Annotated in this window: 20 protein-coding genes and 1 pseudogene; 14 read left to right on the forward strand and 7 right to left on the reverse strand. The window is 45.7% G+C overall.

What is annotated here, in order from left to right; translation table 11 throughout:
- Window positions 1-73 precede the first annotated feature (73 nt).
- Together DY78_RS03720 and DY78_RS03725 are read left to right on the forward strand one after the other, a co-directional pair.
- Complete coding sequence (locus DY78_RS03720; RefSeq protein ID WP_033614436.1) at window positions 74-1,546, forward strand: UbiD family decarboxylase; 1,473 nt, start codon at window positions 74-76, stop codon at window positions 1,544-1,546.
- Window positions 1,547-1,947: 401 nt separating this feature from the next.
- Window positions 1,948-3,327, forward strand: a complete 1,380-nt coding sequence (locus tag DY78_RS03725; RefSeq protein ID WP_024624953.1) for an SLC13 family permease — start codon at window positions 1,948-1,950, stop codon at window positions 3,325-3,327.
- A 128-nt stretch (window positions 3,328-3,455) separates the two neighbouring features.
- On the opposite strand, the gene DY78_RS03730 is transcribed toward DY78_RS03725, so the two are convergent.
- Complete coding sequence (locus DY78_RS03730) at window positions 3,456-4,352, reverse strand: LysR family transcriptional regulator (protein ID WP_024624952.1); 897 nt, start codon at window positions 4,350-4,352, stop codon at window positions 3,456-3,458.
- Window positions 4,353-4,572: 220 nt separating this feature from the next.
- Between DY78_RS03730 and DY78_RS03735 the strand changes: the two genes are divergently transcribed.
- Window positions 4,573-4,767 carry a hypothetical protein gene (locus tag DY78_RS03735; RefSeq protein ID WP_024624951.1) on the forward strand — a complete coding sequence of 65 codons (195 nt, stop codon included), beginning with the start codon at window positions 4,573-4,575 and terminating at the stop codon, window positions 4,765-4,767.
- Between the two features lie 64 nt (window positions 4,768-4,831).
- On the opposite strand, the gene DY78_RS03740 is transcribed toward DY78_RS03735, so the two are convergent.
- A complete protein-coding gene (locus DY78_RS03740; protein WP_024624950.1) occupies window positions 4,832-5,089 on the reverse strand; it encodes a hypothetical protein in 258 nt (85 codons plus the stop codon).
- Between the two features lie 189 nt (window positions 5,090-5,278).
- Here DY78_RS03740 and DY78_RS03745 point away from each other — a divergent pair, with 189 nt between their 5' ends.
- From DY78_RS03745 to DY78_RS03770, 6 genes and pseudogenes are all read left to right on the forward strand, one after another.
- Window positions 5,279-6,274 (forward strand): tRNA dihydrouridine synthase, encoded by a 996-nt coding sequence (locus DY78_RS03745; protein ID WP_024624949.1) that lies wholly within the window; start codon window positions 5,279-5,281, stop codon window positions 6,272-6,274.
- Between the two features lie 83 nt (window positions 6,275-6,357).
- Window positions 6,358-7,201: pseudogene (locus DY78_RS03750) on the forward strand (aldo/keto reductase).
- A 553-nt stretch (window positions 7,202-7,754) separates the two neighbouring features.
- The gene (locus DY78_RS03755; protein ID WP_024624948.1) at window positions 7,755-8,258 is read left to right on the forward strand and encodes a MerR family transcriptional regulator; all 504 of its coding nucleotides are present in this window, start codon (window positions 7,755-7,757) and stop codon (window positions 8,256-8,258) included.
- Between the two features lie 50 nt (window positions 8,259-8,308).
- Window positions 8,309-9,031, forward strand: coding sequence for a GntR family transcriptional regulator (locus DY78_RS03760; protein ID WP_024624947.1), 723 nt, complete (start codon window positions 8,309-8,311; stop codon window positions 9,029-9,031).
- Between the two features lie 159 nt (window positions 9,032-9,190).
- On the forward strand, window positions 9,191-10,915 hold the full coding sequence (locus tag DY78_RS03765) for an ABC transporter ATP-binding protein (protein ID WP_024624946.1): 1,725 nt from the start codon (window positions 9,191-9,193) through the stop codon (window positions 10,913-10,915).
- The gene (locus tag DY78_RS03770; RefSeq protein WP_024624945.1) at window positions 10,912-12,693 is read left to right on the forward strand and encodes an ABC transporter ATP-binding protein; all 1,782 of its coding nucleotides are present in this window, start codon (window positions 10,912-10,914) and stop codon (window positions 12,691-12,693) included. The genes DY78_RS03765 and DY78_RS03770 overlap by 4 nt, the downstream gene beginning before the upstream one ends.
- Before the next feature lie 277 nt (window positions 12,694-12,970).
- Here DY78_RS03770 and DY78_RS03775 read toward each other — a convergent pair whose 3' ends face one another.
- The 3 genes from DY78_RS03775 to DY78_RS03785 form a co-directional block, all read right to left on the reverse strand.
- Window positions 12,971-13,165 carry a hypothetical protein gene (locus DY78_RS03775; protein ID WP_024624944.1) on the reverse strand — a complete coding sequence of 65 codons (195 nt, stop codon included), beginning with the start codon at window positions 13,163-13,165 and terminating at the stop codon, window positions 12,971-12,973.
- Between the two features lie 211 nt (window positions 13,166-13,376).
- On the reverse strand, window positions 13,377-14,372 hold the full coding sequence (locus DY78_RS03780) for an FAD:protein FMN transferase (RefSeq protein ID WP_024624943.1): 996 nt from the start codon (window positions 14,370-14,372) through the stop codon (window positions 13,377-13,379).
- Window positions 14,373-14,384: 12 nt separating this feature from the next.
- Window positions 14,385-14,795 (reverse strand): peptide deformylase, encoded by a 411-nt coding sequence (locus tag DY78_RS03785; protein WP_024624942.1) that lies wholly within the window; start codon window positions 14,793-14,795, stop codon window positions 14,385-14,387.
- A gap of 315 nt (window positions 14,796-15,110) precedes the next feature.
- Between DY78_RS03785 and DY78_RS03790 the strand changes: the two genes are divergently transcribed.
- Window positions 15,111-17,069 (forward strand): PTS sugar transporter subunit IIABC, encoded by a 1,959-nt coding sequence (locus DY78_RS03790; protein ID WP_024624941.1) that lies wholly within the window; start codon window positions 15,111-15,113, stop codon window positions 17,067-17,069.
- Window positions 17,070-17,476: 407 nt separating this feature from the next.
- Entirely contained in the window at window positions 17,477-18,622 is a 1,146-nt protein-coding gene (locus DY78_RS03795) for an ArgE/DapE family deacylase (protein ID WP_024624940.1), read from the forward strand.
- Window positions 18,623-18,778: 156 nt separating this feature from the next.
- On the opposite strand, the gene DY78_RS03800 is transcribed toward DY78_RS03795, so the two are convergent.
- A complete protein-coding gene (locus DY78_RS03800) occupies window positions 18,779-19,276 on the reverse strand; it encodes a hypothetical protein (RefSeq protein WP_156404100.1) in 498 nt (165 codons plus the stop codon).
- 520 nt (window positions 19,277-19,796) lie between these two features.
- Between DY78_RS03800 and nrdD the strand changes: the two genes are divergently transcribed.
- From nrdD to DY78_RS03815, 3 genes are all read left to right on the forward strand, one after another.
- Window positions 19,797-22,019, forward strand: a complete 2,223-nt coding sequence (nrdD, locus tag DY78_RS03805) for an anaerobic ribonucleoside-triphosphate reductase (RefSeq protein ID WP_024624938.1) — start codon at window positions 19,797-19,799, stop codon at window positions 22,017-22,019.
- A complete protein-coding gene (gene nrdG, locus DY78_RS03810; RefSeq protein ID WP_029778994.1) occupies window positions 21,952-22,533 on the forward strand; it encodes an anaerobic ribonucleoside-triphosphate reductase activating protein in 582 nt (193 codons plus the stop codon). The genes nrdD and nrdG overlap by 68 nt, the downstream gene beginning before the upstream one ends.
- 82 nt (window positions 22,534-22,615) lie before the next feature.
- Window positions 22,616-23,218: a VIT1/CCC1 transporter family protein gene (locus DY78_RS03815; RefSeq protein WP_156093482.1), complete on the forward strand. Its 603-nt coding sequence runs from the start codon at window positions 22,616-22,618 to the stop codon at window positions 23,216-23,218.
- 678 nt (window positions 23,219-23,896) lie between these two features.
- Here DY78_RS03815 and DY78_RS03820 read toward each other — a convergent pair.
- Window positions 23,897-25,468, reverse strand: coding sequence for an Nramp family divalent metal transporter (locus DY78_RS03820; RefSeq protein ID WP_056993497.1), 1,572 nt, complete (start codon window positions 25,466-25,468; stop codon window positions 23,897-23,899).
- Between the last annotated feature and the right edge of the window lie 289 nt (window positions 25,469-25,757).

Raw genomic sequence — 25,757 nt, forward strand, 5'->3', positions numbered from 1 at the left:
AGCCGATTTCGAATTGATACCGTTTCCTAGCGGCCGTATGATGTATTTGTAAATTTTAAGGAGATGAACATTTATGGCAGAACAACCATGGGACTTACGTCGCGTTCTTGATGAACTTAAAGATGATCCAAAGAACTATCATGAAACCGACGTTGAAGTCGATCCAAATGCGGAACTTTCTGGCGTTTATCGTTACATTGGTGCCGGTGGTACCGTGCAACGGCCAACTCAAGAAGGCCCAGCAATGATGTTTAATAATGTGAAGGGCTTTCCGGACACGCGTGTTTTGACTGGTTTAATGGCTAGTCGTCGCCGCGTTGGTAAGATGTTCCATCATGATTACAAGACATTAGGGCAATTTTTAAATGATTCCGTTTCTAATCCAGTCGCACCAGTGACGGTACCGGAAAACGAAGCGCCCGCTCATGAAGTTGTTTATAAAGCAACGGATGAAGGGTTTGATATCCGTAAATTAGTGGCCGCACCAACTAACACGCCACAAGATGCTGGTCCTTATATCACCGTTGGGGTGGTCTTTGGTTCGAGCATGGACAAATCTAAGAGTGATGTTACCATTCACCGGATGGTCCTTGAAGATAAAGACAAATTAGGTATTTATATCATGCCTGGTGGTCGGCATATCGGTGCTTTCGCCGAAGAATATGAAAAAGCAAATAAGCCAATGCCAATTACGATTAACATTGGTTTGGACCCAGCAGTAACGATTGGGGCCACTTTCGAGCCACCTACCACGCCATTTGGTTACAATGAATTAGGCGTTGCCGGTGCGATTCGGAATGAAGCCGTGCAATTAGTTGATGGGATTACCGTTGATGAAAAAGCGATTGCGCGTTCGGAATACACGTTGGAAGGCTACATCATGCCTAACGAACGCATTCAAGAAGATATCAATACCCATACTGGTAAGGCGATGCCTGAATTCCCTGGTTATGATGGTGACGCTAACCCGGCGTTACAAGTCATCAAAGTTACGGCGGTTACCCATCGTAACGATGCCATCATGCAAAGTGTTATCGGACCTTCCGAAGAACATGTCAGCATGGCTGGGATTCCAACTGAAGCAAGTATCTTACAATTAGTTAACCGCGCCATCCCTGGTAAAGTTACGAACGTTTACAATCCGCCGGCTGGTGGTGGGAAGTTAATGACCATCATGCAAATCCACAAGGATAACGAAGCGGATGAAGGGATTCAACGTCAAGCCGCCTTATTGGCCTTCTCAGCCTTTAAAGAATTAAAGACGGTCATCTTAGTGGATGAAGACGTGGATATCTTTGATATGAACGACGTTATTTGGACAATGAATACCCGTTTCCAAGCCGACCAAGACTTAATGGTCTTATCCGGCATGCGGAACCATCCATTGGACCCATCCGAACGCCCACAATATGATCCTAAGTCGATTCGTTTCCGTGGCATGAGCTCGAAGTTGGTTATCGATGGAACTGTTCCATTCGACATGAAGGACCAATTCGAACGGGCCCAATTTATGGAAGTTGAAGACTGGGAAAAATATCTTAAATAACAGAGTGTGGAGGTCGGCGGGTAGCTGCTGAGCATTAGCCGGTGTTGGGAATTATGCGGTGGTTTTCCGCATGGTTGCCAATACCCGCTAAGCGCAGGCCGCTGCCGACCGGAACACGTGTTTCAAAAGCACTAACCGTAACGAGGTCGCGGGTCACCGCGCTTCGCTACGTCCGAGAAAGATTCGGTCACCGGAAATTTGTCGGATGTAGCGAAGGCTGACTTACGGCGGATAAAGAATTAAAAAAGTTATACCGCCAGATAACTTAGTAAATTAATTATCCAAATTAAATACCCATATAACTTATGAGGATTAACCAGAACAACCGCCAAACCAACTAAAGATTTTATTGCTGGCAAGGCGGCTTTTCTGTGAATTATTGAAAGGAGCATCTACTGCTCATGAATAAAAAATCGATCGGCTTTTTTAGCGGGATTATCGTATTTGCAATTATTTACCTACTCCCAATAGCCGGCCTTTCTGCTAAGGGCCAAATGGACTTAGCGTTAAGTTTAATGACGGTCGTTTGGTGGGCCACGCAAATCGCGCAACCCGCTTACGTCGGTGGTATTTATTTGATGTCACTGATTTTGACGAATACCGCTACTGCCAAACAAGTCTTTTCTTCTGCCTGGACCGGTTCCATTATGTGGCTCGTTATCGGGGCTTACCTGATTGCGGGGGCCGTTAATGAATCTGGTTTAGGCCAACGGATTGCTTACGCGTTTATCATCAAGTTTGTCCGGAGTTGGAAAGGGATTGTTATCTCTATTTTCGCGTTAACCTTTATTTTAGCGTTATTAATTCCCCATCCATGGCCACGCGCTTTCATGATCATGTCGGTTATTACCGTCGTGGCCGAAACCGCGCACATGCCTAAACGGGACTTGGCTAAATTAGGGTTGGCCGTCTTTGCGGCGTCATGTCCATTATCCGGGGTCTTCTATACCGGGGACACGTCATTGAACCCCTTAGCTGTCCAAGCTTCCGGTCAAAGTGTGAACTTCGTTTCATACTTCGTCTACATGGGTGTGCCAATGATTATTGCCGCGCTCTTAACGATGTTTTGTTTCTTATTCTTGTTCAAACCTAGCCAAGAAGTCCACATCGATGTTGAAGCTTTGAAGGTGCAACAATCACAATTAGGTAAGATGACCGGTAAAGAAATCCGGACCATCTTCTGGTTAATCGTCGCGATTGCCTTGTGGTTGACGAGTGGGATTACTGGCTTAGATGTTGGTTGGTTGACGTTAATCGTCGCTTTGATGATGAGTTTGCCAGTCATTGGTGGTATTTTAACGCCGAAGTCCTGGGAAGGCGTGCCGGTTAACGTGCTCGTGTTCTTGACTTCTGCGATTGCCATTGGGAATGTTGGGGCCGTTACTGGGATGAACAATTGGATTGCCAAGACGATTATTCCAAGCAACTTGCCAACCAATATTTACTTGTTAGCGATTGTCATCACGATCTTTGCGATGATTATCCACATGTTCATGGGTTCCGTTATCGCCGTTATGGGGATTACGATTCCGGCGTTCGTGGCGGCCACCGCCCACATGGGAATCAGCCCATTAGCCGTGTCATTATTAGTCTTCTCAGTAACTAACTTGCACTATATCTTGCCATTCCATAACTTGGCAATTTTAGTGGGTAGCGACCCCGATACTGGTGGTGGTTACACCCAAAAAGATGTTATGCGCTTAGGGATTCCTTTGACCGCCGTCGTCTTTATCGTGGCGTTAGTTGAAATGTTCTGGTTCCATTTAGTTGGTTTAGCCTAATATAAATTAATTAATCAAGCTTAACGACAAGAAAATCGGGGTTACAGTGTGCCAACTGTAACCCCGATTTTTTGCGCTGATTTATAAATTTGAGTTACTTTGTATGCTCGCAAACTAACCGTCTGTTGTCATACGCTTGCTTTAGCGGAAACGGTCAAATAATCAATTAAGTTGGTCATCAACTGATTACCGTCACGTTGGGGATAAACGAATTGTAACTGACTAAAAAACGGAATCGCTAACGAGCGCATGACGAAGTTGCTAGTCATGAAAGGCGTTACTGATTGTTTGAATAAGAAGGTCACGTTATTTTCAGCGAGCATGCCGAGTAACGTTTCGATATGCGTACTTTCAAAGAAGATATGCGGTTCTAAGTTTTGGCGTGCAAACAGTGACATGATGGGTTCATAAACGCCGGAACCCGGTGGCAAGGTCGCGATTTGTTCATGCGCTAAGTCGTGCATCCGAATCATGTCTTGATTGGCCAAACGATGACCGACTGGCAAGATGATTTTGAGTTCATCGGCCAATAACGGCTGCTTTTGAAATTCAGTTGGCTGTAAGCCACTTGTTTGGGTATCCCGGACAATGGCGGCTTGAAACTCGCCGTCCGCTAGCCGCTCTAAGACGCGATTGCCTTCATCTTCCACTATTTGGAGCTGGATGTCAGGATTTTCAGCGCCAAAACTAGCAATCCGCTGGGCTAAATTATACTGGCCCGAAACGGGAATCGACCCGATTTTGAGCTGATGCGTCGTGGTCGGGCGATTTGGCGCGAGGTCGTGCATCATTGCTTCGTAATCGGTAATCATTTTGATGGCATGATGATAAAAGGTCTCGCCGGCGGGGGTGATTTGCAAGCGCCGCTTATTATATGTATCAAGTAATTTGATGTTTAACTCATTTTCCACGGCGCTCATGCGCTTGGACAGTTCCGATTGCGACATATGCAGCTCAACGGCGGCGTTAGAAATATGTCGTAGCTCATAGACCATAATAAAGGCCTGAATGTCATTAATCGTCATTTTAGTCACCACTTTCGCTAGTTAATTAGTATTATCCCATTCTAACACCCTAAAAACTATCCGTCTTGGATTCGCGGTGAAAACGCTTATATTATTTAATAAAAAAACGCTAAGAAACGGCGGTTTTACGCGGAAAATGCTTGCTTGGAAAGGGGCGTTGATTAATAATGAATGTGGCCAAAAAATGGCCCATTAAATAATAGATAGGGGTTGAGTTGTGATGATGATGACCGGTGTTGTATTTTTAGCTGTCTTGATGATTGGAATTATTTTAAGTGGGATTTTCTTCCGGTATATGGACGTTACCGCGGGGGTGTCATTCGGATCGCTCAAGCTGACGGATTTTCGGAGTGAAGGTTTAAATGTCTTATTAATGATTGCGCTCTTAATGTGGGCCTTAATTTTAATTCACTAATATATTGCTATTATGTTTTTTAAAGCGACCATCGCAATCCGATGGCCGCTTTTTGAATACCTGTTCAATTGGAAATACCATAATTGCCCAATTCAGATAGGTCCATTATAAAATCTAAGTTGGCGTACGTTCCATTTGTGCAGGGATTGTCATCAAATGTGACCGGCTGATATTGCAAGGTACCGTCATTTTTTAGGTACAAGGTAAAGCGAGCACCGGCACTAACAGCAGCTATCGCGGGAATCGCAATCATTAATTCGGAATCAATTCGGCGAGCCGTGAATTCACCGATAATATGATTTTTATGTTCGGCTAGTTGCATGCGGAACACCTCCCACACATTAATATAGGCGATTCTGTTGAATGAGCAACTATTGTGACGATTATTTTGCGACAGCAGAATGTAGTGATGGCTAATATGATGATTCATATGTTCCGTAATGTTTCTAATGTCAGTTTTTTGATGAAGTCTGATAAAATGTGTATATGAGTTTGAGAGGAGATGATGGATGTGACCCAGTCAGCTTACTGGAATCGCATTGCCCAGACGGCCCGAGCAGAACAGCGGCCGTTTTTTAGTTTAGCCCCGATGGAAGCCGTGACCGGCTCCGTTTTTCGGCGCGTGGTGATGCGGGCGGCCGCACCCGACAATTTTTATACTGAATTTACGAATGCGTTGAGTATTACGCACCCCAAAGCGAAGTTTACAACGCGGGGGCGTTTGTATATCGACGAGCGCGAACAACCGAAACCAATTGTCCAATTATGGGGCAATTCTGGCGAAGACTTTGCTAAGGCGGCGCATGAAGTTCAAGCACAGGGCTATGAAGCGATTGATATTAACATGGGCTGCCCTGATATGGCGGTCATTAAAAACCATAGCGGGAGCGACTTGATTCGCCATTTTGACCGCGCTAAGGAAGTCATTGAAGGCGCGCGCCAAGCGGACTTGCCTGTCAGCGTTAAAACGCGCTTAGGTTACAGTGAAGTGAGCGAATATGAAACGTGGATTCCGTTCTTGTTACAACAACAAGTCCCCGTTCTGACAGTGCATGTGCGGACGCGGGAAGAAATGAGTAAGGTGCCGGCCCATTATGAATTAATTGATAATTTAGTTCAGATGCGCGACACGCTTGCGCCCGACACGTTATTACAAATTAACGGTGACATCGCGGACTATCAAGCGGGGTGTGACTTGGCAAAACAACATCCCGGCGTTGACGGCATCATGATTGGTCGCGGTATTTTCACGAATCCCTATGCCTTTGAAAAACAGCCCCAAGCGCATTCGACGCATGAACTGTTGGAACTCTTACGTTACCAATTAGACTTGTATGACGAATTTGTCGCATTAGGACTGCAAGGGCACTTTGCACCATTACAACGGTTCTTCAAGATTTATGTGCGCGGCATGCGCCACGCCGCTGAGATTCGTAATGACTTGATGCAAACGAAGACGACTGACGATGTGCGTAAAATTATCGACCAATTGGAAACGGAACTGTAGCTGAAAACGATTACTTGATGATCAGTAACAAAACGCGTATTCTTTAATATGTAATGACAAATTAAAAATACGAGGTTGTTAATATGGAAAACGTGCAATTAAGTAATCAAGTTCAAATTCCCCAGCTAGGGTTAGGGGTCTTCAAAGTTACTGACGAAGCGGTTTTAAATGAAGCGATTCAAGCGGCGTTAACGGCGGGGTATCGCCATTTTGACACGGCGGCGATTTATCATAATGAAACCGGGGTTGGCGCAGCGTTAGCCCAAGCTGATGTGCCGCGCGAAGACTTATTCATCACGTCCAAACTGTGGTGCAACGTCACGACTTATGAATGACACCAAGCGCGCGTTTGAAGCAACGTTAAAACGGCTCCAACTTGACTACTTGGACATGTATTTGATTCATTGGCCGAGTGCCGGGTACGTTGAAAAATGGCGGGCACTGGAAGACTTATATGAGGCCGGCTTGATTAAGGCAATTGGCGTTTCTAACTTCGAAAAGCCGCATTTGGATAAGTTGTTGGCCACGGCTAAAGTTGTGCCGGCAGTTGACCAAATTGAAACGCATCCTTATTTCCAACAAGCTGAATTGCACGATTTGTTGGCTAAGTTGGATATTCGCCACGAAGCGTGGGGGCCTTTAGGTCAAGGTAAGAGTGATGTGCTCACTAATCCGGTCTTAGTCCAAATTGCTAAGGCCCATCATAAGTCAGTGGCACAAGTCATCTTACGTTGGCACTTACAACGCGGAATTATTGTGATTCCTAAGTCGGTCCACGCCGAACGGATTCAACAAAATATGGCGGTGTTTGATTTTGATTTAACGCCGGCTGAAATGAGTGTCATCGCGACGCTCGATAAAAATCAACGTGGCTCTAGTGATCCTCAAGATGCGGAATGGCTAGCCCGCGCGACTACGATGGAATAGTTTTTTAATCAGCTTGATGGAATGCAATATTTCATCAGGCTGATTTTTTTGTCGAAACGTGGTCTTTTCAAAGAAGTTGTTTATTGCCGCAGTTGGCCGACCGTAATTCCAGCGTCCTGGGACCGGCCCAAGCCTGAGGAGCGGTCTTGGACCTCGCTTTTGAGCCTACAACCCAAGTCTCAAAAGACGTCCGTGGTGTAAACGGCCCAAAAACGCCCGTTAACACCACTTTCAGGACGATTCCATTACGGTCGGCCAACTGCTGATTTCAGTTTAGTTTCAAAATAGCGTTAAGAATTTGAAATGGTCGCTGTAGATTTTCGACAGCAGTTGGTCTAATTAAAAGCTAGCTGTTGGTAATCGACTTTAAGTAAGCACGGCCCACGATGTTGATGGCGTAACCCCGGCGAACTAACGACACTTGCCGGCCATAATTGCCTCAGTCACGTCAATGCTTGCAAACTGTCCGCCGTTTGGCCTACGCTTATTAGTTGACCTGGAGTCCACTCCAGGTAGTATGATACTAACGAAATCAATTAAAGGGGGCCAAACCATGGCTTATAGTATTGGACAAGTTGCGCAAAAGCTCGGGGTGACCGTGGACACGTTGCGGTATTACGATAAATCGGGCTTATTGCCGTTTGTTAAACGCAATGCCGCTGGGCGCCGGGTATTTACTGACAATGATGTGCATTTGATGCAAACAATAATGTGTTTGAAAAATGCCGGGGTACCGGTCAATGAAATTGCCACGTTTGTGCAGTTACGACTACAAGGCGATGCGAGCTTGAATGAACGCTATCAATTGTTGACGGATCATGAGCAGAATTTGCAGGCCAAAATTTTGGATTTACAAGAAACGCTGGCCTATTTGCAATATAAGAAATGGTATTACGAAACAGCCGTCGCCGCGAATACGGAGACGATTCACTTTGTTCCCGGGACTAACGAGGTTAAGCCTGAACTTGCCCGCGAATACCAAGCACATTTAAAGGCGACTGGGCAAACTGAAGAATTGGCCATGTTTACCGATGTCGTCGACTTGCCCGAAGCCTGACTTATGCTATCATGAGAGTAATATATCATGACAAATAAGGATGGTGGCTTATGTCAAAGGTAGCCAAGCATCAACAAATCGCAACTGATTTACTCCAAAAAATTCAAGACGGAACGTATCCACCCCAGACGTTGATTCCACGCGAAGTCGACTTGATGGCCACTTATGGGGTCAGCCGGCCGACTGTCCGCCAAGCCATTCAAAGTTTGGTTGATCAAGGGTTACTTGAAAAGCGGAAACGCCGTGGTACCTTGGTGAAACAGACCAAGATTGAACAAGCCTTTACGCAAGTGGTCAAAGGCTATAATGATGAGATGCACGCTAACGGGTTAGTGCCACAAACGAAAGTCTTATTGTTACAAGCCGAAACTGCCACGGCGACCGTCGCCCAAAACTTACAGTTAGCCGTGGGGGCGCCGGTCATTAAGCTGGTACGGTTGCGGTATGCAAATGGGCAACCAGTCGTGTTGATTACGAGTTATTTACCGGTGTTGGACGCCGTCGATTTATTGACGGTCGATTTTACGCAGGCGGCCTTATATGAAACGCTTGCGACGGCGGGGCTAACGGTCGATCATGTGCGGCGGCGCTTAGACGTCTTAGTGGCGGATGAAACGACGGCCGATTTATTAAACGTCAACCAAGGCGCCCCGTTGTTTTATTTTCACACGCAAGGGTTCACGCCGCAAAGTCGGCCAGTGGAATATTCAATCGCCAAGTATCGTGGCGACGTCAATTATTTTGTCATGAACTTACAACGAGCTACCAAATAAAACTGGTTTGTGGACTAGGTGTCACTAGTCGCAGGCCATTTTTTATTGTCTTTAATTAGTTTGACGATATTAATTAATTAAAACGAATATATATTGATTGTGAAAAGGCTTAAATTCAGGTACGCTGGGGACAAACGAGTTTTTAAGGGGGAAGCGCGAATGAAAGTATTGATGCCATATTTTAAACGGTATCAGCGTGACGTTTGGATTGCGATGTTATCGGTGATTGTCTTGGTGTTTGCAACCTTATGGCAACCACGACTATTGCAAGTCGTCATGGAAGCAATTATTAAAGATGACCAGCAGACCGTGTTAACGACGGGGATGATGTTACTCGGATTGGCGGCGCTGGGCATTGTTGGCGGGATTGTCAATACGATTTATTCCGCGCGTGTCGCACTCGGAGTCGCCACGGATTTGCGAGCGGACTTGTATGCGAAAATTCAGTCGTTTGCGTATGCCGATGTCGAGAAATTCTCCGCGTCGAATTTAGTGGTGCGGATGACTAACGACATTAACCAAGTCCAACAAATCGTGATGGCCGGGTTCCAGCAGATTACCAGGATTCCGTTGCTCTTTATCGGTGCCCTGATTTTGGCGGTCGTGACGATGCCAGAACAGTGGTGGGTCATTATCGTGATGATGGCGGTCATCTTGTTAGCATCATGGGTCGCCGTCAAACGGATGACTAAATACTTTGCCCAAACGCAACAAGATATTGAAAATGTGAATACCGTTGCGCGGGAAAACTTGATGGGGATTCGCGTGGTTAAATCGTTTGTTCAAGAACCAAACGAAATCAAAAAGTTTGCTAATGCGTCTGACGAGTTAACCGCGGTCACGGCTAAAATCGGCTATTGGTTCTCAATCTTAATGCCCATCTTCTTTTTAACGGCGAACTTAGCTGTCGGGGTGGCGGTTTATTTAGTCGGGCAAAATATTACCACTCATCCAAGTTATTTAGCCGCGATTACGAGTTTTATTTCTTATTTGATGCAAATTTTATATGCGGTCATCAACGGGGGCTTTTTAATGACCTTTGCTTCCCGGGCGTTCATTTCGATTGGCCGAATTAACGAAGTCATGGAAACTGAGCCAAGTATGACGTACGTTGATGACGATGCGACGGCACCATTATCCGGCGATATTGAATTTGATCACGTCACGTTCACGTATCCCGGCGACGACCAGCCGACGTTAAAAGAGGTCAGCTTCACGATTAAAGCGGGGGCGATGTTAGGCATCGTCGGTGCGACTGGTTCTGGGAAAACGACGCTGGCGCAATTGATTGCCCGGCTCTATGACCCAGATCAGGGGCAGATTAAAATTGGTGGCGTCGATGTCCGCCAGATTCCCGAAAAAGCATTGCGGGCAACGGTGGCGTATGTGTTACAACGCTCGACGTTATTTTCCGGGACGATTTCGGGCAACTTAAAGCAGGTCCGACCGGATGCTGAAGTCAGTCATATGCGCTGGGCCGCAAATGTCGCGCAAGCATCGGAATTTATTGAACGGTTGCCACAGACGTACGATGCGCCAGTAGAAGAACGCTCGCAAAACTTCTCCGGTGGGCAAAAGCAACGCTTAGCGATTACCCGTGGCGTCATTGCCAATCCCGAAATCCTGATTTTAGACGATGCGACTTCGGCACTCGATGCGCGGTCCGAAAAGTTAGTTCAAGAAGCGTTGGACCGGGATTTGAAGTCTACGACGACGGTGGTCATCGCGGAAAAAATTGCTTCGATTATTCGAGCGGACCAGATTCTCGTCTTAGATGATGGTCAGATTAGTGGCAGTGGAACGCATAAGGAATTGTTACAAAACAATGCAATTTATCAAACGATTTATCAAACGCAAAAAGCACGTGAGGAGGGGTTATCGTGAGCGACTTACGCAATGCTGGTAAGTATTACTGGCACTATTTGAAAAAATATTGGCGCGGCTTTATTTTAAGCGCCCTCCTGATTGCCTTTTCGACGTGGTGTATCGTGGTGGCGCCGACTTATTTAGGCCGGGCCGTTGAAGAATTGACGACTTACTTGGCGCAGTGGACGAATACGGCCACGCGCTCACAAGCTAGTCTGGGCGCGTTTAACCATACGTTAGTGATTTATATTTTGTTATATATTGGCGATGCGTCGACGATTTTTATCGCCAGCTTGATTTTAGCCCGGGTCACGGCCTATTCGACTGGGACGATGCGGGTCGGCTTATTCCGGAAAATGCAACGGATGAAAGTTCAGTATTTTGACACCCATAGTGATGGTGATATTTTAGCGCGGTTCACGTCAGATTTAGATAATATTTTTAATGCGATGAATCAAGCGTTGCTCGAAATTCTATTAGCCGTCGCGCAGTTTGTCGGCTTGTTGATCGTGATGTTCAACCAAAATGCCACTATGGCGTGGGTAACAATGGCGTCAACGCCGGTCGCGTTAATTATTGCCGGCTTCGTCATGCACAAGGCGGGGGCCGCGGTCAATCAGCAACAAGATGATATTGGCCGCTTGAATGGCTACATTAATGAACAGATTACTGGTCAAAAGGTATTAATCACTAACGGCCTGCAACAAGATTCATTACGCGGCTTTACCGGCTATAACGCCAAGGTACGGAAATCCGCTTTAACGGGGCAAATCTGGTCGGGGATTTTAAACCCATTGATGCAAGGAATGTCGTTACTAAATACGGCCATTGTCATCTTCTTTGGGTCCTGGTTCGCCTTAAATGGGAGTATGTCTAAAGGGGCGGCCTTGGCGCTCGTCGTGGTTTTCGTCAACTATGCGCAACAGTATTACCAACCGATTATGTCGTTAACGAGTCTGTACAGTATGATTCAATTAGCGATTACCGGGGCGCGCCGGGTCGATGAAGTCCGTAACCAACCGGATGAAGTTAATCCAACTGATGGTGGCCTGCCAGACGGGATTCATGATGAATTGAAAATTGACGATGTGCGTTTCAGCTATGTACCAGGCAAAGAAATCTTGCATGGTGTGACGATTGACGTCCACCGTGGTGAGATGGTCGCGTTAGTGGGGCCGACGGGTTCTGGAAAAACGACGGTCATGAACTTATTGAATCGCTTCTACGATGTTGATAGTGGTCAAATTACCTTTGATGGCACCGATATTCGCACGTTTGACTTAACGGCGTTGCGGCAAAATGTGGGGATTGTTTTACAAGAACCGCAACTCTTTACCGGGACGATTGCTGATAATATTCGTTATGGGGACCCGAGTGCTAGCATGGAACGGGTCATCGATGCAGCTAAACAAGCCAATATTCACGACTTTATTGAAAGTTTACCGGACAAATATGACACGGTGGTTTCCGATGAACAAAGTGTCTTTTCCGCGGGACAAAAGCAGCTGATGTCGATAGCCCGGACGATTTTGACCAATCCGCGCTTGCTGATTTTGGATGAAGCAACGTCCAACGTCGATACGGTCACCGAAGCGAAGATTCAAGCGGCGATGGATAATGTCATCCAAGGCCGGACAAGCTTTGTGATTGCCCATCGCTTAAAGACGATTTTGAATGCCGACAAGATTGTTGTGCTCAAAGATGGTGCGATTATCGAACAAGGTAATCATGATGCGTTATTACAAGAAAACGGCTTTTATGCTGAACTTTATCGCAATCAGATGGTGTTTGAATAAATAGCAGTAGCTAGTTGCCGCGGCTGGCTGACCGTAATTCCAGCCGCTAGCTTGATTTTTTTATAATAATGGTGCGACGACTGGTTGTCAGGTTATTTAAACGGCGACAGTTATTATCGCTGGTTATTTTATTCAAATCGGTATCGTTGGGTCTGAACCCATACGTTAGCTTTATGATTAAAAAAGGGAAGTTCCGAGAAATCGTAAGTGATTTTTTGGAACTTCCCTTTTTACGCTTAAAATGTTGGCTATTCTAGGTAAAGACTTGGGTAGGACGTCATTCCTTATCTAAACCGGCCACAACCCGTTGCTGATGGTTCGCGTCGTTGACAAGGTAAATCATCACCGTATGAACATCTTCTTTGGTGCCGACAGTATGAAGTTCACCAAAATCGTTATCATATTTGGCCATGACTTGCAGGGCTTTTTCTCGTAGTGCTTTCAAATCTGATAAACTTAGCGGTTCGTTCATAAAAATACCTCCTCGTGTTGCTGACGAGTTAACTTAGAATTTAGCATGCTGTGCTTTAATGTATTAAAAATCGGTCAGTACTATCCCAATTTTTCAAGTGATTAAGTTCGCAGCCGAAATGCTTATTCATAAGGTACACCATTTTATCCCAAGAATATAGAAGGAAGCCCGTTTTTATCATGATAGTTAATTTTGAGATTTTTAAACTTCACTAATCTAAGATAAAGGAATCATCAATCAAGGCGACTTGGGAGCGGTCAAGCCCGACGATTTGAATATGGCGGTCTTTGGTCACGAAGATGGCCCCATAAATGTCGGGGCGGTCCTGGGCCCAATTATCGACTGGTTGTCCGGCAAAGAAGAGCCGCGTGGTTTCAATTTCGCCATCAATCGAGGCCTTGGAAAAAATCGTGACGCTCGATAAGTCGTTTTCGCGTGGATAACCAGTTTTGGAATCTAAAATGTGATGGTATGAATGGCCATTAAGTTCAAAATGGCGTTCATAAATCCCACTCGTTACCGCGGAGCAAGCCCCAATTGTGACGCTGGCGATGGCGTTACCGCGTTTGGTAAAGGGGTCTTGAATCCCGACGCGCCATAAGCCGTCGTCATGCAACGGCGACGAGCCCATCATGAGTAAGTTACCGCCGAGATTAATCATCGCTGCCCGTTGCCCCCAAGCTTCAAAGTAGTCTTGGATGCGGTCAGCAATATAGCCTTTAGCAATTCCCCCCAAGTCGAGTTCCATGCCTGGTTTAGTTAAATAGACACTAAAGTTAGCATCGTCACAAACCACATCGGCCGGATTAATAAGCTGTAACCGTTCATTAATATCAGTTTGGCTTGGTAATTGTGCATCCTGAAAACCAATGTGCCAAAGTTTAACTAACGGACCGATTAAGGCGTTAAAGCCGAATTGCTGCTGACTTAACAGGATGGCTCGTTTGACGAGCGTATAAGTGGCGGCGCTAACTTGAACCGCGGCTTGACCGGCCGCGTGGTTAATCGCCATCACTTCTGAATTTTGACGGTTTACTGTCAGGCGGTCTTCGTAGCGGTCAATGAGTTGATTGGCCGTGGTGAGATAAGTATCGGCATCGCTACCAAAAAGGGTTAGGTCAATGTCGGTGCCTAACGCATAATGGCTAGTATGCCGGCGTTGCTGCGCTAAGTCAGCGACAGCCGGTTGTTGCTTAAAGTCACGCATTAAAACGCCTCCTTAGATTAAAATTCCGGCACAGTGGTCGAGTTCGTGTTGAATAATTTGCGCGGTAAAGTCAGTAAATGTTTGTTGTTGGGACTTGAAATTACGGCCTAAATATTGCACGGTAATTTGTTGGTAACGGGTGGTAGGGCGTTCACCGCTTAACGATAAGCAGCCTTCCTTAGTTTCGTAGCGGCCACTTTTTTTAGTGATTTTAGCATTCATCATCGGAATGGCAAACGGGCCCATTTGGACCACAATAATATGTTTATTGACGCCAATCATATTAGCGGCCATGCCGACGCAACTATCTTGATGGGCCGCCAAGGTATCTAGTAAGTCGGTCATAATGGTCGTGTCGGTTTTGGTCGCCGGTGCGGCCGGGGTCGTCAAGGCAGCGGGATCGTGAACTACGGGTTTAATCATGTCAAAACTCCTCGTCAAATAATTTAATTCAATTATAGATTCATTTTTAGTCCGGGCGCAAGTCAATGGTTAGTAAGGTTTCTTTCGGTTAAAGTCACTTTAGTTAAACCAACTGTGGAAAGTCGCTAAAATGCAGTTAAAGTAGCCTGTTCGTGTTTTATTGAACAAGCTTGAGCGGGACAGTTGAAAAATATTAATGGTTTTATCTTTAACTTGAAAGCGCTATCTAGTAAAATACAGCTAAAGATATTTATTCGAATAAATATAGAAAATAATTACGAATTAAATCATTTTACCAATGGGGAGGTTACATGAATGACAGTAGAAAATGACGCCACCATGTTACAGGCACCAGTCAGCGGGGAATTATTACCGTTAAGCGCCATTGATGATCCAGTCTTTGCACAAGGGATGATGGGGCCTGGTTTTGGGATTGAACCGACAGATGGGACGATTCAAGCACCCATTGCCGGGACCGTGACGATGGTCGCCGCGACTAAGCATGCACTAGGCTTTAAAACGGCGACGGGATTAGAAGTATTGTTACATTTAGGGATTGATACAGTTGAACTCAAAGGAGCGCCGTATCAAATCAACGTGGCGGTTGGTGATTCGGTCACCGCCGGACAAATCGTGGCGACGATGGATTTAGCCGCCGTCAAAAAGGCTGGTAAAGCGACGACCATCATGACTTTAGTGACTAACGCCGCGGCCCAAAACGCGGAGTTGTTTTTAAATACCGTGACCGGGTCCGTGAAAGCGGGAACGACAGTGGCTTTAATTACCGGAAATACCGCGGTCGCGCCGGCTCCCGCTGTGCCAGTTGGGGATGGCCAATATGACCAATTAGCCCATGACATTATCGAAAATGTTGGTGGTGCTAGCAATGTGACGAGCTTGATTCATTGCATTACGCGACTGCGCTTTTATTTGAAGGACACTAATCAAGCACAAACCGAAAAGATTGCGGGGTTAGATGGTGTCATTGATGTGACGCAAGCGGGCGGTCAATACCAAGTCGTCATTGGTCCGGCGGTTAATGATGTGTATGACGCGACAATTGCGCAGCTCGGTCCGCAGTATGCTGACGATGCCGGGACGCAAGAAGCGGTGGCTGAAACGACCGCAGCTGCTAATGAGAGTTGGTGGGAAAAAGTCCAACATGGATTTGGCAATATTATTGGGGTCATGACCGCCTCAATGATTCCGGTGATTGGGATTTTAGCGGGTTCCGGGATTTTGAAAGGAATTCTCGCGGCGTTAACGGGCTTTAACGTCTTAACGACGACGAGCGGCACATACATGGTGCTCAATGCCGTGGGCGATGCGACGTTCTACTTCTTACCGGTTATTTTAGGTTTCACCGCAGCTAATAAGATGGGCTCTGACCCGATTGTGCTGGCGATTGTCGGGGCCGTTCTCATTTATCCGGCGATTATTACTGCCGCGGGGAAGGCGACGACTGCACAAATTAGCTTCATGGGATTACCGACGCACTTGGTTTCTTATTCGGCGTCCGTGTTCCCAATTATCGTGGCTGCCTGGCTCGGTAAGTATGTTGAAAAGTGGTTGAAAAAAGTTATTCCATTATATTTACGGAGTGTCTTTATTCCGATTTTAGAAGCCTTGATTTTGAGTTTGATTATTCTAGTTGGTGTCGGCCCACTAATCACTATGATTAGTAAAGGGTTAGCCAATGCGATTGTCACAATTTATAACTTCAGTCCGGCCTTATCCGGGTTTGTGATTGGTGGCTTGTATCAAACGATGGTTATTTTCGGGTTACATTGGGGAATTATTCCCATTGTCATTAACGACATTGCGACCAATGGACACAGTTACTTGAATGCGATTTTGTCCATTACGATGGTTGCGCAAGGCGGCGCAGTGTTAGCCGTCTTCCTCAAATCGAAAGACAAAAAGTTGAAAGAAATTTCATTAGCTGCTGCAATTTCAGCTTTTTGCGGCGTCACCGAACCCGCCCTGTATGGGGTCAATTTGAAATATAAACGGGTCTTCGTAGTCGCCAGCATCGGGAGTGCTTTTGGTGGGTTAATCACCGGCCTCCTGCGTGTTAATAATTATGCCTTATCTGGTTCCTTAATAGGATTCCCAGCATTTATCACCCCCGGCGTCGGGATTGGTAGCAACTTCTACGGTTACTTGATCTCACATTATGGGACGTTACTCATTTCGACGGTCTTAGTTTACCTATTCGGGTTCTCAGATAAGATGTTGACCAAGAAAACGGCACTTAAACCGGCCGCTGAATAACGCGTAAAAATATCATCAGCCATTAGCACTCGCTAGTGGGTGGTGGTATTTTTTGCGCTGTTTGTTCGAAACCGGGTGGTAATGGACGTTTCGAATGTGGGTCCTCCAGTTCGACGGTATTGAGTTTTATTGCGCCCGTAATTAAGTTAACTTAGCTCAATAATGATTAAGAATCATTACCGCTAGCGCCCACTATGTCATTACAGCAGCCAAATAAGTCATGTAGATATTTCTTTACCAGTCAGTCTTGGCTCAAAAATGCTGGCTTAATTAGTGAGTGGTCCACATCCAAGGGTTTCTGTTACATGTTTCTTTGGATAGTACTAATGTGAACAATTAACATAAAGCATTTTCAGCCCCTAAACTGATGACGTGAGTTAAGATAATAATAACAAGGAGGAATTGTAATGGCAGTATTTACTGAAGCAGATAAAGTTAAGATTTTAAGTGATTTGGTTAAAATAAAATCGGTGAATGACGATGAAGTTGAAGTGGCGCAATACTTACAACGGTTGTTCGCGGATCATGGGATTAAAGCTGACTTGATGCCAGTGAGTGCCACGCGGAGTAACTTAGTCGCGGAGATTGGGACGGATGGCCCCGTACTCGGGATTTCTGGGCATATGGACGTGGTAGCGCCCGGGGACTTGAACGCTTGGGATAGTGACCCCTTCACGTTAACGGAACGGGATGGCAAGTTATATGGGCGTGGCGCCACGGATATGAAGTCCGGCTTAGCGGCCATGGTCATCGCAATGATTGAATTGCACGCTGCCAAAACGTTAACGCATGGTCGGGTCCGGTTGATGGCGACGATTGCTGAAGAAGTGGGCGAGACGGGCTCGCAGAAGTTTTACGAAGCCCATACTATGGATGACGTCGATGCCTTATTGATTGGTGAACCATCCGGCTACAATATTGCGTTTGCCCATAAGGGTTCGATTGATATTAAGATTACGTCGACCGGGAAAACGGCGCACAGTTCAATGCCCGAACAAGGCTACAATGCGTTGGATCCGTTAATCGAAGTCTTATACCAAGCCAACCATGCTTTCCGCGACACTGACCGTACCAATGCCTTGATGGGACCGTTAGTCTTTAATGCGACGATTGTTAACGGGGGCGACCAAGTCAACTCGATTCCGGGGAATGCCGAAACGGATATGAATATTCGCTCCATTCCTGAATTCGATAATGATGAAGCCATTGCGACGTTACAAAAACTAGTCGATGACCAGAATGCTAAGGGCGCTCAACTTAAAATGAGCGTCTTCATGTCACAACCATCCGTGGAATCACCTAAAGACACTAAGCTCAGTGATTTAGCTGCCAAAATCGGGGAACCGTATGCTGGCCAAGTAATTCCTAAATTAGCCATTCCAGCGGTGACGGATGCTTCTAATTTACTGAAGGACAAGCCGCATGATTTTCCATTCATTATGTTTGGCCCCGGTAATGAAACGCCCCATCAAGTGAATGAAAATGTTGATAAGCAGATGTACTTAGATTTCATCGATTTATATCAAAAGTTGTTTGTTGAATATTTGAAGTAGTGTCCCAATCGTTCTAAGTGAATCAATGGGTTGTCGTAATTGACGGTCCATTTTTGTACCGTGATGTTTTTAATCGGTGACAAGAATAACAAAAAGCTAACTTAACAAACAAGCGGACGTCCAATTAGATGGGCGTCCGCTTCATTATAATTAAGTTTAGTTGTTCGTTTCACGAAAGGCGGGAGCTAGGCTCGATGACTTGAGTGCGACCTTCGCATCCGTTGAAATCTCACCATTGTGCGGGCTCCAACTGGTATCTTTTGTCAGCTTAATGGTGGTATCGTTGTGCGTTAGCGTCATGCTCGTGGCGTTAGCGAGACTCAGCTCGGCATTGCCGAATTTGATCTGGGTGAGGGTCGCTGTTTCGTTTTTACTCGTCTTTAGTGAATATTTACCGGTAATCGTTTTTTGACCAGACTGAAAGTACGCCATCTTTTGATTAGCGCTTAAATAAAGTGCTACTTGTGGTGAATCACTGACCCATCGGCCATAGTAGTCCGTCGTATGCACGGTACTGACAGCGGTTACAGCCGTCTTGGCTGTCTGTACGGTTTTTTCTGATGTTTGGTCACTGTGGTCTTGAAATAGCGCGCAGCCGGCCAAAGCTAATGACAGGATTACCACTAATCCAATCATTCCCCTTATTCTTTGCATGTCAATCTCCTCCAGCGTTACTAATTCCCACCATAGCAACACTTCTTTCTCTCGACTTCTCATTATAAAGGAATAACTCAGAGAGTTAAACTGATACGATTAAGTTTATCGTTAAATTTAAATTATTTTTGATAAATCAAAACGACCCCGATATCTTGGGGGTCCGATAAGTTGCTGATTGGTAAATTTTGTGCGATTTAATGCGTAACAACTCGTCTGAAAATGACGGTGATAAAGCTTGATAAGACGCATTTTGTCATGGTCATTAACACGCTTGATTAAATATTCCAAATATATAATTCAAGATATATAAAACAAAATTTCAAATATTCTTTTTTACGGATAAACGTTGTTATGGGCGCTTTTGCATCGAATATTGTGGGGGTCAACGACTAAAACAGCATAGGCAACTAACCGAAAATGAGCTACTATATATAGTGTTCGTTACAGATAAGAGCACAATTGATTGTACCACTGTACTATTGTGATTTGTACATAATTTTGAAAAGTGGGGATACGTATGTTAACAACGACGACAACGAATATTTTAGACCAATTACGGGACTTACCTGTAGTTAAGCGCGGTGGAACGCAAACTAAATTCCATCCATATAAAATTGATTTTGTGTTGTCCCAATTAGTTAGCGACGCTACGCAACAAGCCGCTGTGCGTCAAGCTATTGTGGACCATTATCAAGGCGCGACGACCATTGAAACGCGCGAATTGCGGCCTGCTTTGATTCAAATCTTTAATGACTTAGGGTTAACTGAAGCCGCTAAGCAGTACCAAGATTACTTTATTGCCGAACAAGAACGCTTCTCAGCTGCCACTAACGTTAAGGCCCGGATTGAAAAGTTATTTAACCGCGATGCCGATGTTGTGCACGAAAATGCCAATAAAGATAGTACGGTTTTTAACACTCAACGGGATTTGGAAGCTGGGGCCGCTAGTCGGGCGTTAGGGTTGAAGATGCTACCAGATATTGTGGCTAAAGCGCATTTACGTGGTGATATTCACTGGCACGACTTGGACTATTCACCGGTAACGCCAGAAACCAACTGTTGTTTAATTGATTTTGATGGCATGTTTAAAAATGGTTACAAGATTGGGAATGCTGAAGTGGCGTCACCACGTTCCATTCAAACGGCGACGGCCCAAATGGCGCAAATTATTGCCAACGTCGCTTCGTTACAATATGGTGGTTGTTCTGCCAACCGGGTTGACCAATTGTTAGCCCCTTATGCTGAAATCAACTATCAAAAACATTTGACGGATGCGAAGAAGTGGGTTGCGGCTGATAAGCAGGAAGCTTACGCAAAAACTAAAACTAAAAAAGACATTTACGATGCCATGCAAGCCCTCGAATACGAAATCAACACGTTGTATTCATCACAAGGCCAAACGCCATTTACGACGGTTAACTTTGGGCTGGGGACGAGCTGGATTGAACGAGAGATTCAACGGGCAATTTTACAAATTCGGATCAAGGGTCTCGGTAAAGAACGCCGGACGGCCATTTTCCCTAAATTAATTTTCACGGTTAAGCGGGGCTTGAATTTAGCACCCACTGATCCCAACTATGACATTAAAGAACTCGCTATTGAGTGTTCTACGAAGCGGATGTACCCCGATCTTTTAATGTACGATAAAATCAAAGAATTGACGGGGAGTTTTAAAACACCGATGGGCTGTCGGTCCTTCTTACAAGGCTGGCGCGATGAAGATGGTAAAGAAGTTAACTCTGGCCGGATGAACTTAGGGGTAGTCACCGTCAACTTACCACGGATTGCCTTATCCGCGCATGGTGACATGGATTTGTTCTGGGAAATCTTCAACGAACGGATGGCAACGTGTCATCAAGCGTTAGCTTACCGGATTGAACGGACCAAACAAGCTAAGCCGGAAAATGCCCCATTACTATACATGTACGGGGCGTTCGGCAAGCGGTTGCCGGCCGGTGGGAACGTGGACGAATTATTCAAGAATCAACGGGCTACGATTTCACTCGGTTATATTGGGATTTACGAAGTCTGCACGACGTTTTTCGGTCCGAACTGGGAACACGACCAAACAGCGTTAGATTTTGCGGAAAAAGTCGTTAAAACGTTACGGGACCAATGTGCGGTTTGGGCGGCCGAATCGGGCTACCACTATAGCTTGTATTCAACCCCCGCCGAATCGTTGACGGATACGTTCTGCCGTGACGATATTGAAAAGTTTGGCAAGATTGACGATGTGACGGATAAAGAATATTACACGAACAGCTTCCATTATGATGTTCGCAAGCATCCGACGCCCTTCGATAAATTATCGATGGAAGAACGTTTTCCAAAGTATGCTTCGGGTGGTTTTATCCACTATTGCGAATATCCTAATTTGACGCAAAATCCGAAAGCTTTAGAAGCCGTTTGGGATTGGGCATACGACCACGTTGGTTATTTAGGGACGAACACGTCCATCGACCAATGTTTCAAGTGTGGCTTTAAAGGTGAATTCAAAGCGACTGCTCGCGGCTTCGTTTGCCCACAATGTGGCAACCACGATCCGAAGTTCTGTGATGTCGTTAAGCGGACGTGTGGTTACTTAGGTAATCCGCAACAACGGCCGATGGTGCATGGCCGCCACGTTGAAATCGCGTCTCGTCGTAAAAATATGTCTCCGGAGATGATTAAGAATGCCGCGCGCTATGAAAGGACCAAACAATCCGATGCCCAAAGAATGGCTGGCAGAGGAGTTAAGTGAACAATACGTCGCTGATTATAAGGCGTTCAACTTTGTTGATGGGGAAGGGGTCCGTTGCAGTTTATATCTGAGCGGCTGCCCGTTCCATTGTCCCGGCTGCTATAATGTGGCCGCGCAAAACTTCCATTATGGGCAACCTTATACTCAAGATTTGGAAGATCAAATAATTGAAGATTTAAGCCAAGATTACGTCCAAGGGTTGACGTTACTTGGTGGGGAACCCTTTTTAAACACCCAAGTGGGTATTCGGATTTGTGAACGGATTCGCCAAGAATTTGGCCATACGAAAGATATCTGGTCATGGTCTGGCTATACTTGGGATGAATTATTAAAGGATTCCGATGATAAGTTAAAAATGTTATCCTTGATTGACATTTTAGTCGATGGGCGCTTCTTAGAAGATAAGATGGACTTGACGTTACAATTCCGCGGCAGTTCTAACCAACGAATTATTGACGTCCCAAAGTCGTTAGCCAGTGGCGAAGTTGTCATTTGGGATAAGTTAGTTCGCTAGTAACAACCACGAGTAAAAATCGAGTCTGGCGCGTTTGGCCATGACTCGATTTTTTTACCCATTTTTTGAAGGGATGTATGAAATGTTAACAACATTGAAACAGTGGCAAGATCGATATTTTCACTTTTGGGACCGGTTAAATGTCTTACGGGCCGGTATTCTCGGCGCCAACGATGGCATCATCTCAGTATCAGGGATTGTGCTAGGCGCAGTCGGGGCCGATATGAGCAATACAACATTGTTCATCAGTGGGATTTCCGGCATGGTGGCCGGCGCTTGTTCGATGGCCGGTGGAGAATTTGTGTCGGTGAGTGCTCAAAAAGATGTTCAACTGGCCAAGCTCAATGCGCAAACGACGCCCAATCAACGCGTGACTGATTTTTATCAAACCCGGATTCATGAAATTGATTTATTGAATCCCTTACATGCGGCGACCATGTCGTTTCTGTCCTTTTTATTAGGGGCAGTCATCCCGCTATTAGCGATTAGTTTATCCGCTCCAGCTTGGCGGTTAACCAACACACTATTAGCGATGGCGGCGGCCTTAACCATTAACGCGACGGTCAGCGCCCACAATGCTGAAGTACCGTTAGCCAAAGTCATTCTCCGCAACATCCTCGTCGGCCTAGTCACGGCGCTCGTCACCTACGTCATGGGGACCTTACTCGGCGGCAATGTTGGTTAGTTCACATTTCTGAACGAACTTGTATGTGATTGTCGCTGTCAGCCGACCGTAACTCCAGCCGCTATGGGGACGGTCCAAGCCTGAGAAGCGGTCTTGGCCCTCGCTTTTGAGCCTACAAATCAAGTCTCAAAAGACGTCCGTGGTGTAAACGGGATAAAAATCAATCCCGTTAACGCCACCCGCATGGCGGCTTCCATTACGGTCGGCTGGCAGCTAAATAGATTAATCATACCAAATAACGTCACTACGATAATTGTAGTGGCGTTATTTGGGCTATCCGTGCTGATTTGGTAATGATAATTGCAATGTTTATGGGGGAATGTCGACTCGTGTATGTTGGTCGCATTGATGCAATTACAAAATTGTGCTTACGTACACCGTGATCCTCATTGGTATTGGAATATTGTTAAAATAGACTACTCAACTGAACGTGAATAAAATTGCCGTCACTAATTGTGCAAGTGGCGGCAATTTTTTCATGATATTCAGATAAAACATCTAATTAAATATGTCATCCCGGAAGTCAGTTAGCCAGTGTGAACGTGCTTAGAACAAGGACGTCTTTTGAGATTAGCGGGTTGGGCTAAGCACAAAAGCGAGGCTGGTGACCATACTTTGGCGCCAGCCGGTCCCTGCACGAGAACACTGGCTAACTGGCTGGGGGACAACGTTTGAAGGTTACTTAGCTGCACTTAATTTGGCAGCATAGCGTTTATTGCCGCGGTACAGTTCGACTAGCGTCCAGAGTAGCAAGGCTAAGATGGCGACGATTAAGACCCAGGCGATGTTGTCGGCGATGCTTAATTGGCCTTTGGTCGGATTGTCACCGAAGAAGCCTTCCACTTGGGCGGGAAGTCCGAGGAGATTTAAACCAGTCAAACCAATGACGGATAACCAGCCCAGACCCTTGACCCACCAACTATTTTTGAAGCGGTGGCCCATTTCAGCGGCGCTGTCGGTCATCATGAGTAACGGCAACATTGAAAATGGTAAGGCGAACGCTAAGAAGACTTGCGAATTGTTCATTAAGTCGTTGAGGGCTTCGTGTTCGGCAATAGCGGATTTACCGCGCGTTAACATGACACAAATTAAAACGGGAATGACGGATAATAGCCGGGTGACTAACCGCCGTAGCCATAATGGCATGCGCATGTGGACGAAACCTTCCATAATCACTTGCCCAGTCAAGGTCCCGGTAATAGTCGAGTTTTGCCCCGAAGCGAGCAACGCCACGGCGAAGAGGACGGATAAGATGCCGGATTTAGCAACGCCAATCAAAACGCCGTTACTTAATGTGGAAGTATCTGATAAGGCTTGGAATAACCCAAAAAATGAGGGATCTTTGACGGCCCCAGTTTTGAAAACGGCCACACCCATAATTAAGAGTAGCGCGTTGACAAAAAAGGCGGCGGTCAATTGGATATTAGAGTCCAAGCTAGCAAACTTAACGGTCCGCGCCACGTCATCCGCGTTGTGATGATCAATTTTCCGCGTTTGTGAAATAGCCGAGTGTAAGTACAAGTTATGTGGCATGACGGTCGCACCAATAATGCCTAAAGACCCGGTCAAGGGGGTCATGCCAGCGACGGTCTTACTGCTCGAAAAAGTTTCGGCATTAGGAACTAAGCCGGCGATGACGGCGCCCCAGTTAGGGTCTGACAAGGCGACCTGATATGCAAATACGAACAGGATGACTAAAATCAAACAAACGACTAAACCTTCAATTTTGCGAAAACCAATCTTGGTCAGTAATAATAGTAGCAAAACGTCAAAAACGGTAATAAAGACCGCAATAATTAGTGGAATGTGGAAGAGTAAAAATAAGGCAATCGCGGCGCCAATAACTTCGGCAATATCGGTCGCCATAATCGCAAATTCCGTTAAAATCCATAAAACGATGCCTAACGCCCGACTAGTCCGCGCCCGGATGGCTTGCGCCAAGTCCATCTGACTCACGATACCAAGTTTAGCCGCCATGTACTGTAACAACATCGCAATCAAACTTGAAATCAAGATGACAGACATTAACAAATATTGGAAATTTTGCCCACCGGTAATTGAAGTGGACCAATTCCCAGGATCCATATAACCGACGGCGACTAACGCACCCGGACCAGAATATGCAAATAGTGTTTTCCAAAAACCAATGTCTTTGGGAACTTCGATTTTACCATTAATCTCTTCTAACGAAGGTCCGTTGGCATATTCAATCAATTTATGCTTCCGGGTTGGTGCATTTTTTTCACCCATGGCAGTACCACCTTTCTGATTCTGAAATCACGGCCATTTTACGCGCACTGTCCGTTAAGTTAAATCATATCTCGTGGTTCGTTTACTTCCCTAAAACCTTTTTGGCATGCTTAATGTTAAGGGGCATAACTAACTGAACTTTGTGAAAGAAAAAAAGTGAACAAGACGCTGATATGCTTGGTTTTATTCGGTTTGTTAGTTATTTTTATTTATGCCGTAAACAAATGTAAACATTGATAAGGTAGATTGCAAATTTAATCCGAATTTTTGGACAAATTGTTCAGCATAA

Origin of the sequence: Lactiplantibacillus fabifermentans DSM 21115, from assembly GCF_000498955.2 — a bacterium.
Taxonomy (GTDB): Bacteria; Bacillota; Bacilli; order Lactobacillales; family Lactobacillaceae; genus Lactiplantibacillus; species Lactiplantibacillus fabifermentans.

Bases quoted from the DNA above. Each gene is read 5' to 3' on its own strand.
- DY78_RS03760 (WP_024624947.1), top strand. From the start codon at position 8,309: ATGTCAAAGGTAGCCAAGCATCAACAAATCGCAACTGATTTACTCCAA.
- DY78_RS03795 (WP_024624940.1), top strand. From the start codon at position 17,477: ATGGCAGTATTTACTGAAGCAGATAAAGTTAAGATTTTAAGTGATTTG.
- DY78_RS03765 (WP_024624946.1), top strand. From the start codon at position 9,191: ATGAAAGTATTGATGCCATATTTTAAACGGTATCAGCGTGACGTTTGG.
- DY78_RS03720 (WP_033614436.1), top strand. From the start codon at position 74: ATGGCAGAACAACCATGGGACTTACGTCGCGTTCTTGATGAACTTAAA.
- nrdG (WP_029778994.1), top strand. From the start codon at position 21,952: ATGCCGCGCGCTATGAAAGGACCAAACAATCCGATGCCCAAAGAATGG.
- DY78_RS03800 (WP_156404100.1), bottom strand. From the start codon at position 19,276: ATGCAAAGAATAAGGGGAATGATTGGATTAGTGGTAATCCTGTCATTA.
- DY78_RS03815 (WP_156093482.1), top strand. From the start codon at position 22,616: ATGTTAACAACATTGAAACAGTGGCAAGATCGATATTTTCACTTTTGG.
- DY78_RS03725 (WP_024624953.1), top strand. From the start codon at position 1,948: ATGAATAAAAAATCGATCGGCTTTTTTAGCGGGATTATCGTATTTGCA.
- DY78_RS03730 (WP_024624952.1), bottom strand. From the start codon at position 4,352: ATGACGATTAATGACATTCAGGCCTTTATTATGGTCTATGAGCTACGA.
- DY78_RS03785 (WP_024624942.1), bottom strand. From the start codon at position 14,795: ATGATTAAACCCGTAGTTCACGATCCCGCTGCCTTGACGACCCCGGCC.
- DY78_RS03735 (WP_024624951.1), top strand. From the start codon at position 4,573: ATGATGATGACCGGTGTTGTATTTTTAGCTGTCTTGATGATTGGAATT.
- DY78_RS03820 (WP_056993497.1), bottom strand. From the start codon at position 25,468: ATGGGTGAAAAAAATGCACCAACCCGGAAGCATAAATTGATTGAATAT.
- DY78_RS03790 (WP_024624941.1), top strand. From the start codon at position 15,111: ATGACAGTAGAAAATGACGCCACCATGTTACAGGCACCAGTCAGCGGG.
- DY78_RS03775 (WP_024624944.1), bottom strand. From the start codon at position 13,165: ATGAACGAACCGCTAAGTTTATCAGATTTGAAAGCACTACGAGAAAAA.
- DY78_RS03740 (WP_024624950.1), bottom strand. From the start codon at position 5,089: ATGCAACTAGCCGAACATAAAAATCATATTATCGGTGAATTCACGGCT.
- DY78_RS03780 (WP_024624943.1), bottom strand. From the start codon at position 14,372: ATGCGTGACTTTAAGCAACAACCGGCTGTCGCTGACTTAGCGCAGCAA.
- nrdD (WP_024624938.1), top strand. From the start codon at position 19,797: ATGTTAACAACGACGACAACGAATATTTTAGACCAATTACGGGACTTA.
- DY78_RS03755 (WP_024624948.1), top strand. From the start codon at position 7,755: ATGGCTTATAGTATTGGACAAGTTGCGCAAAAGCTCGGGGTGACCGTG.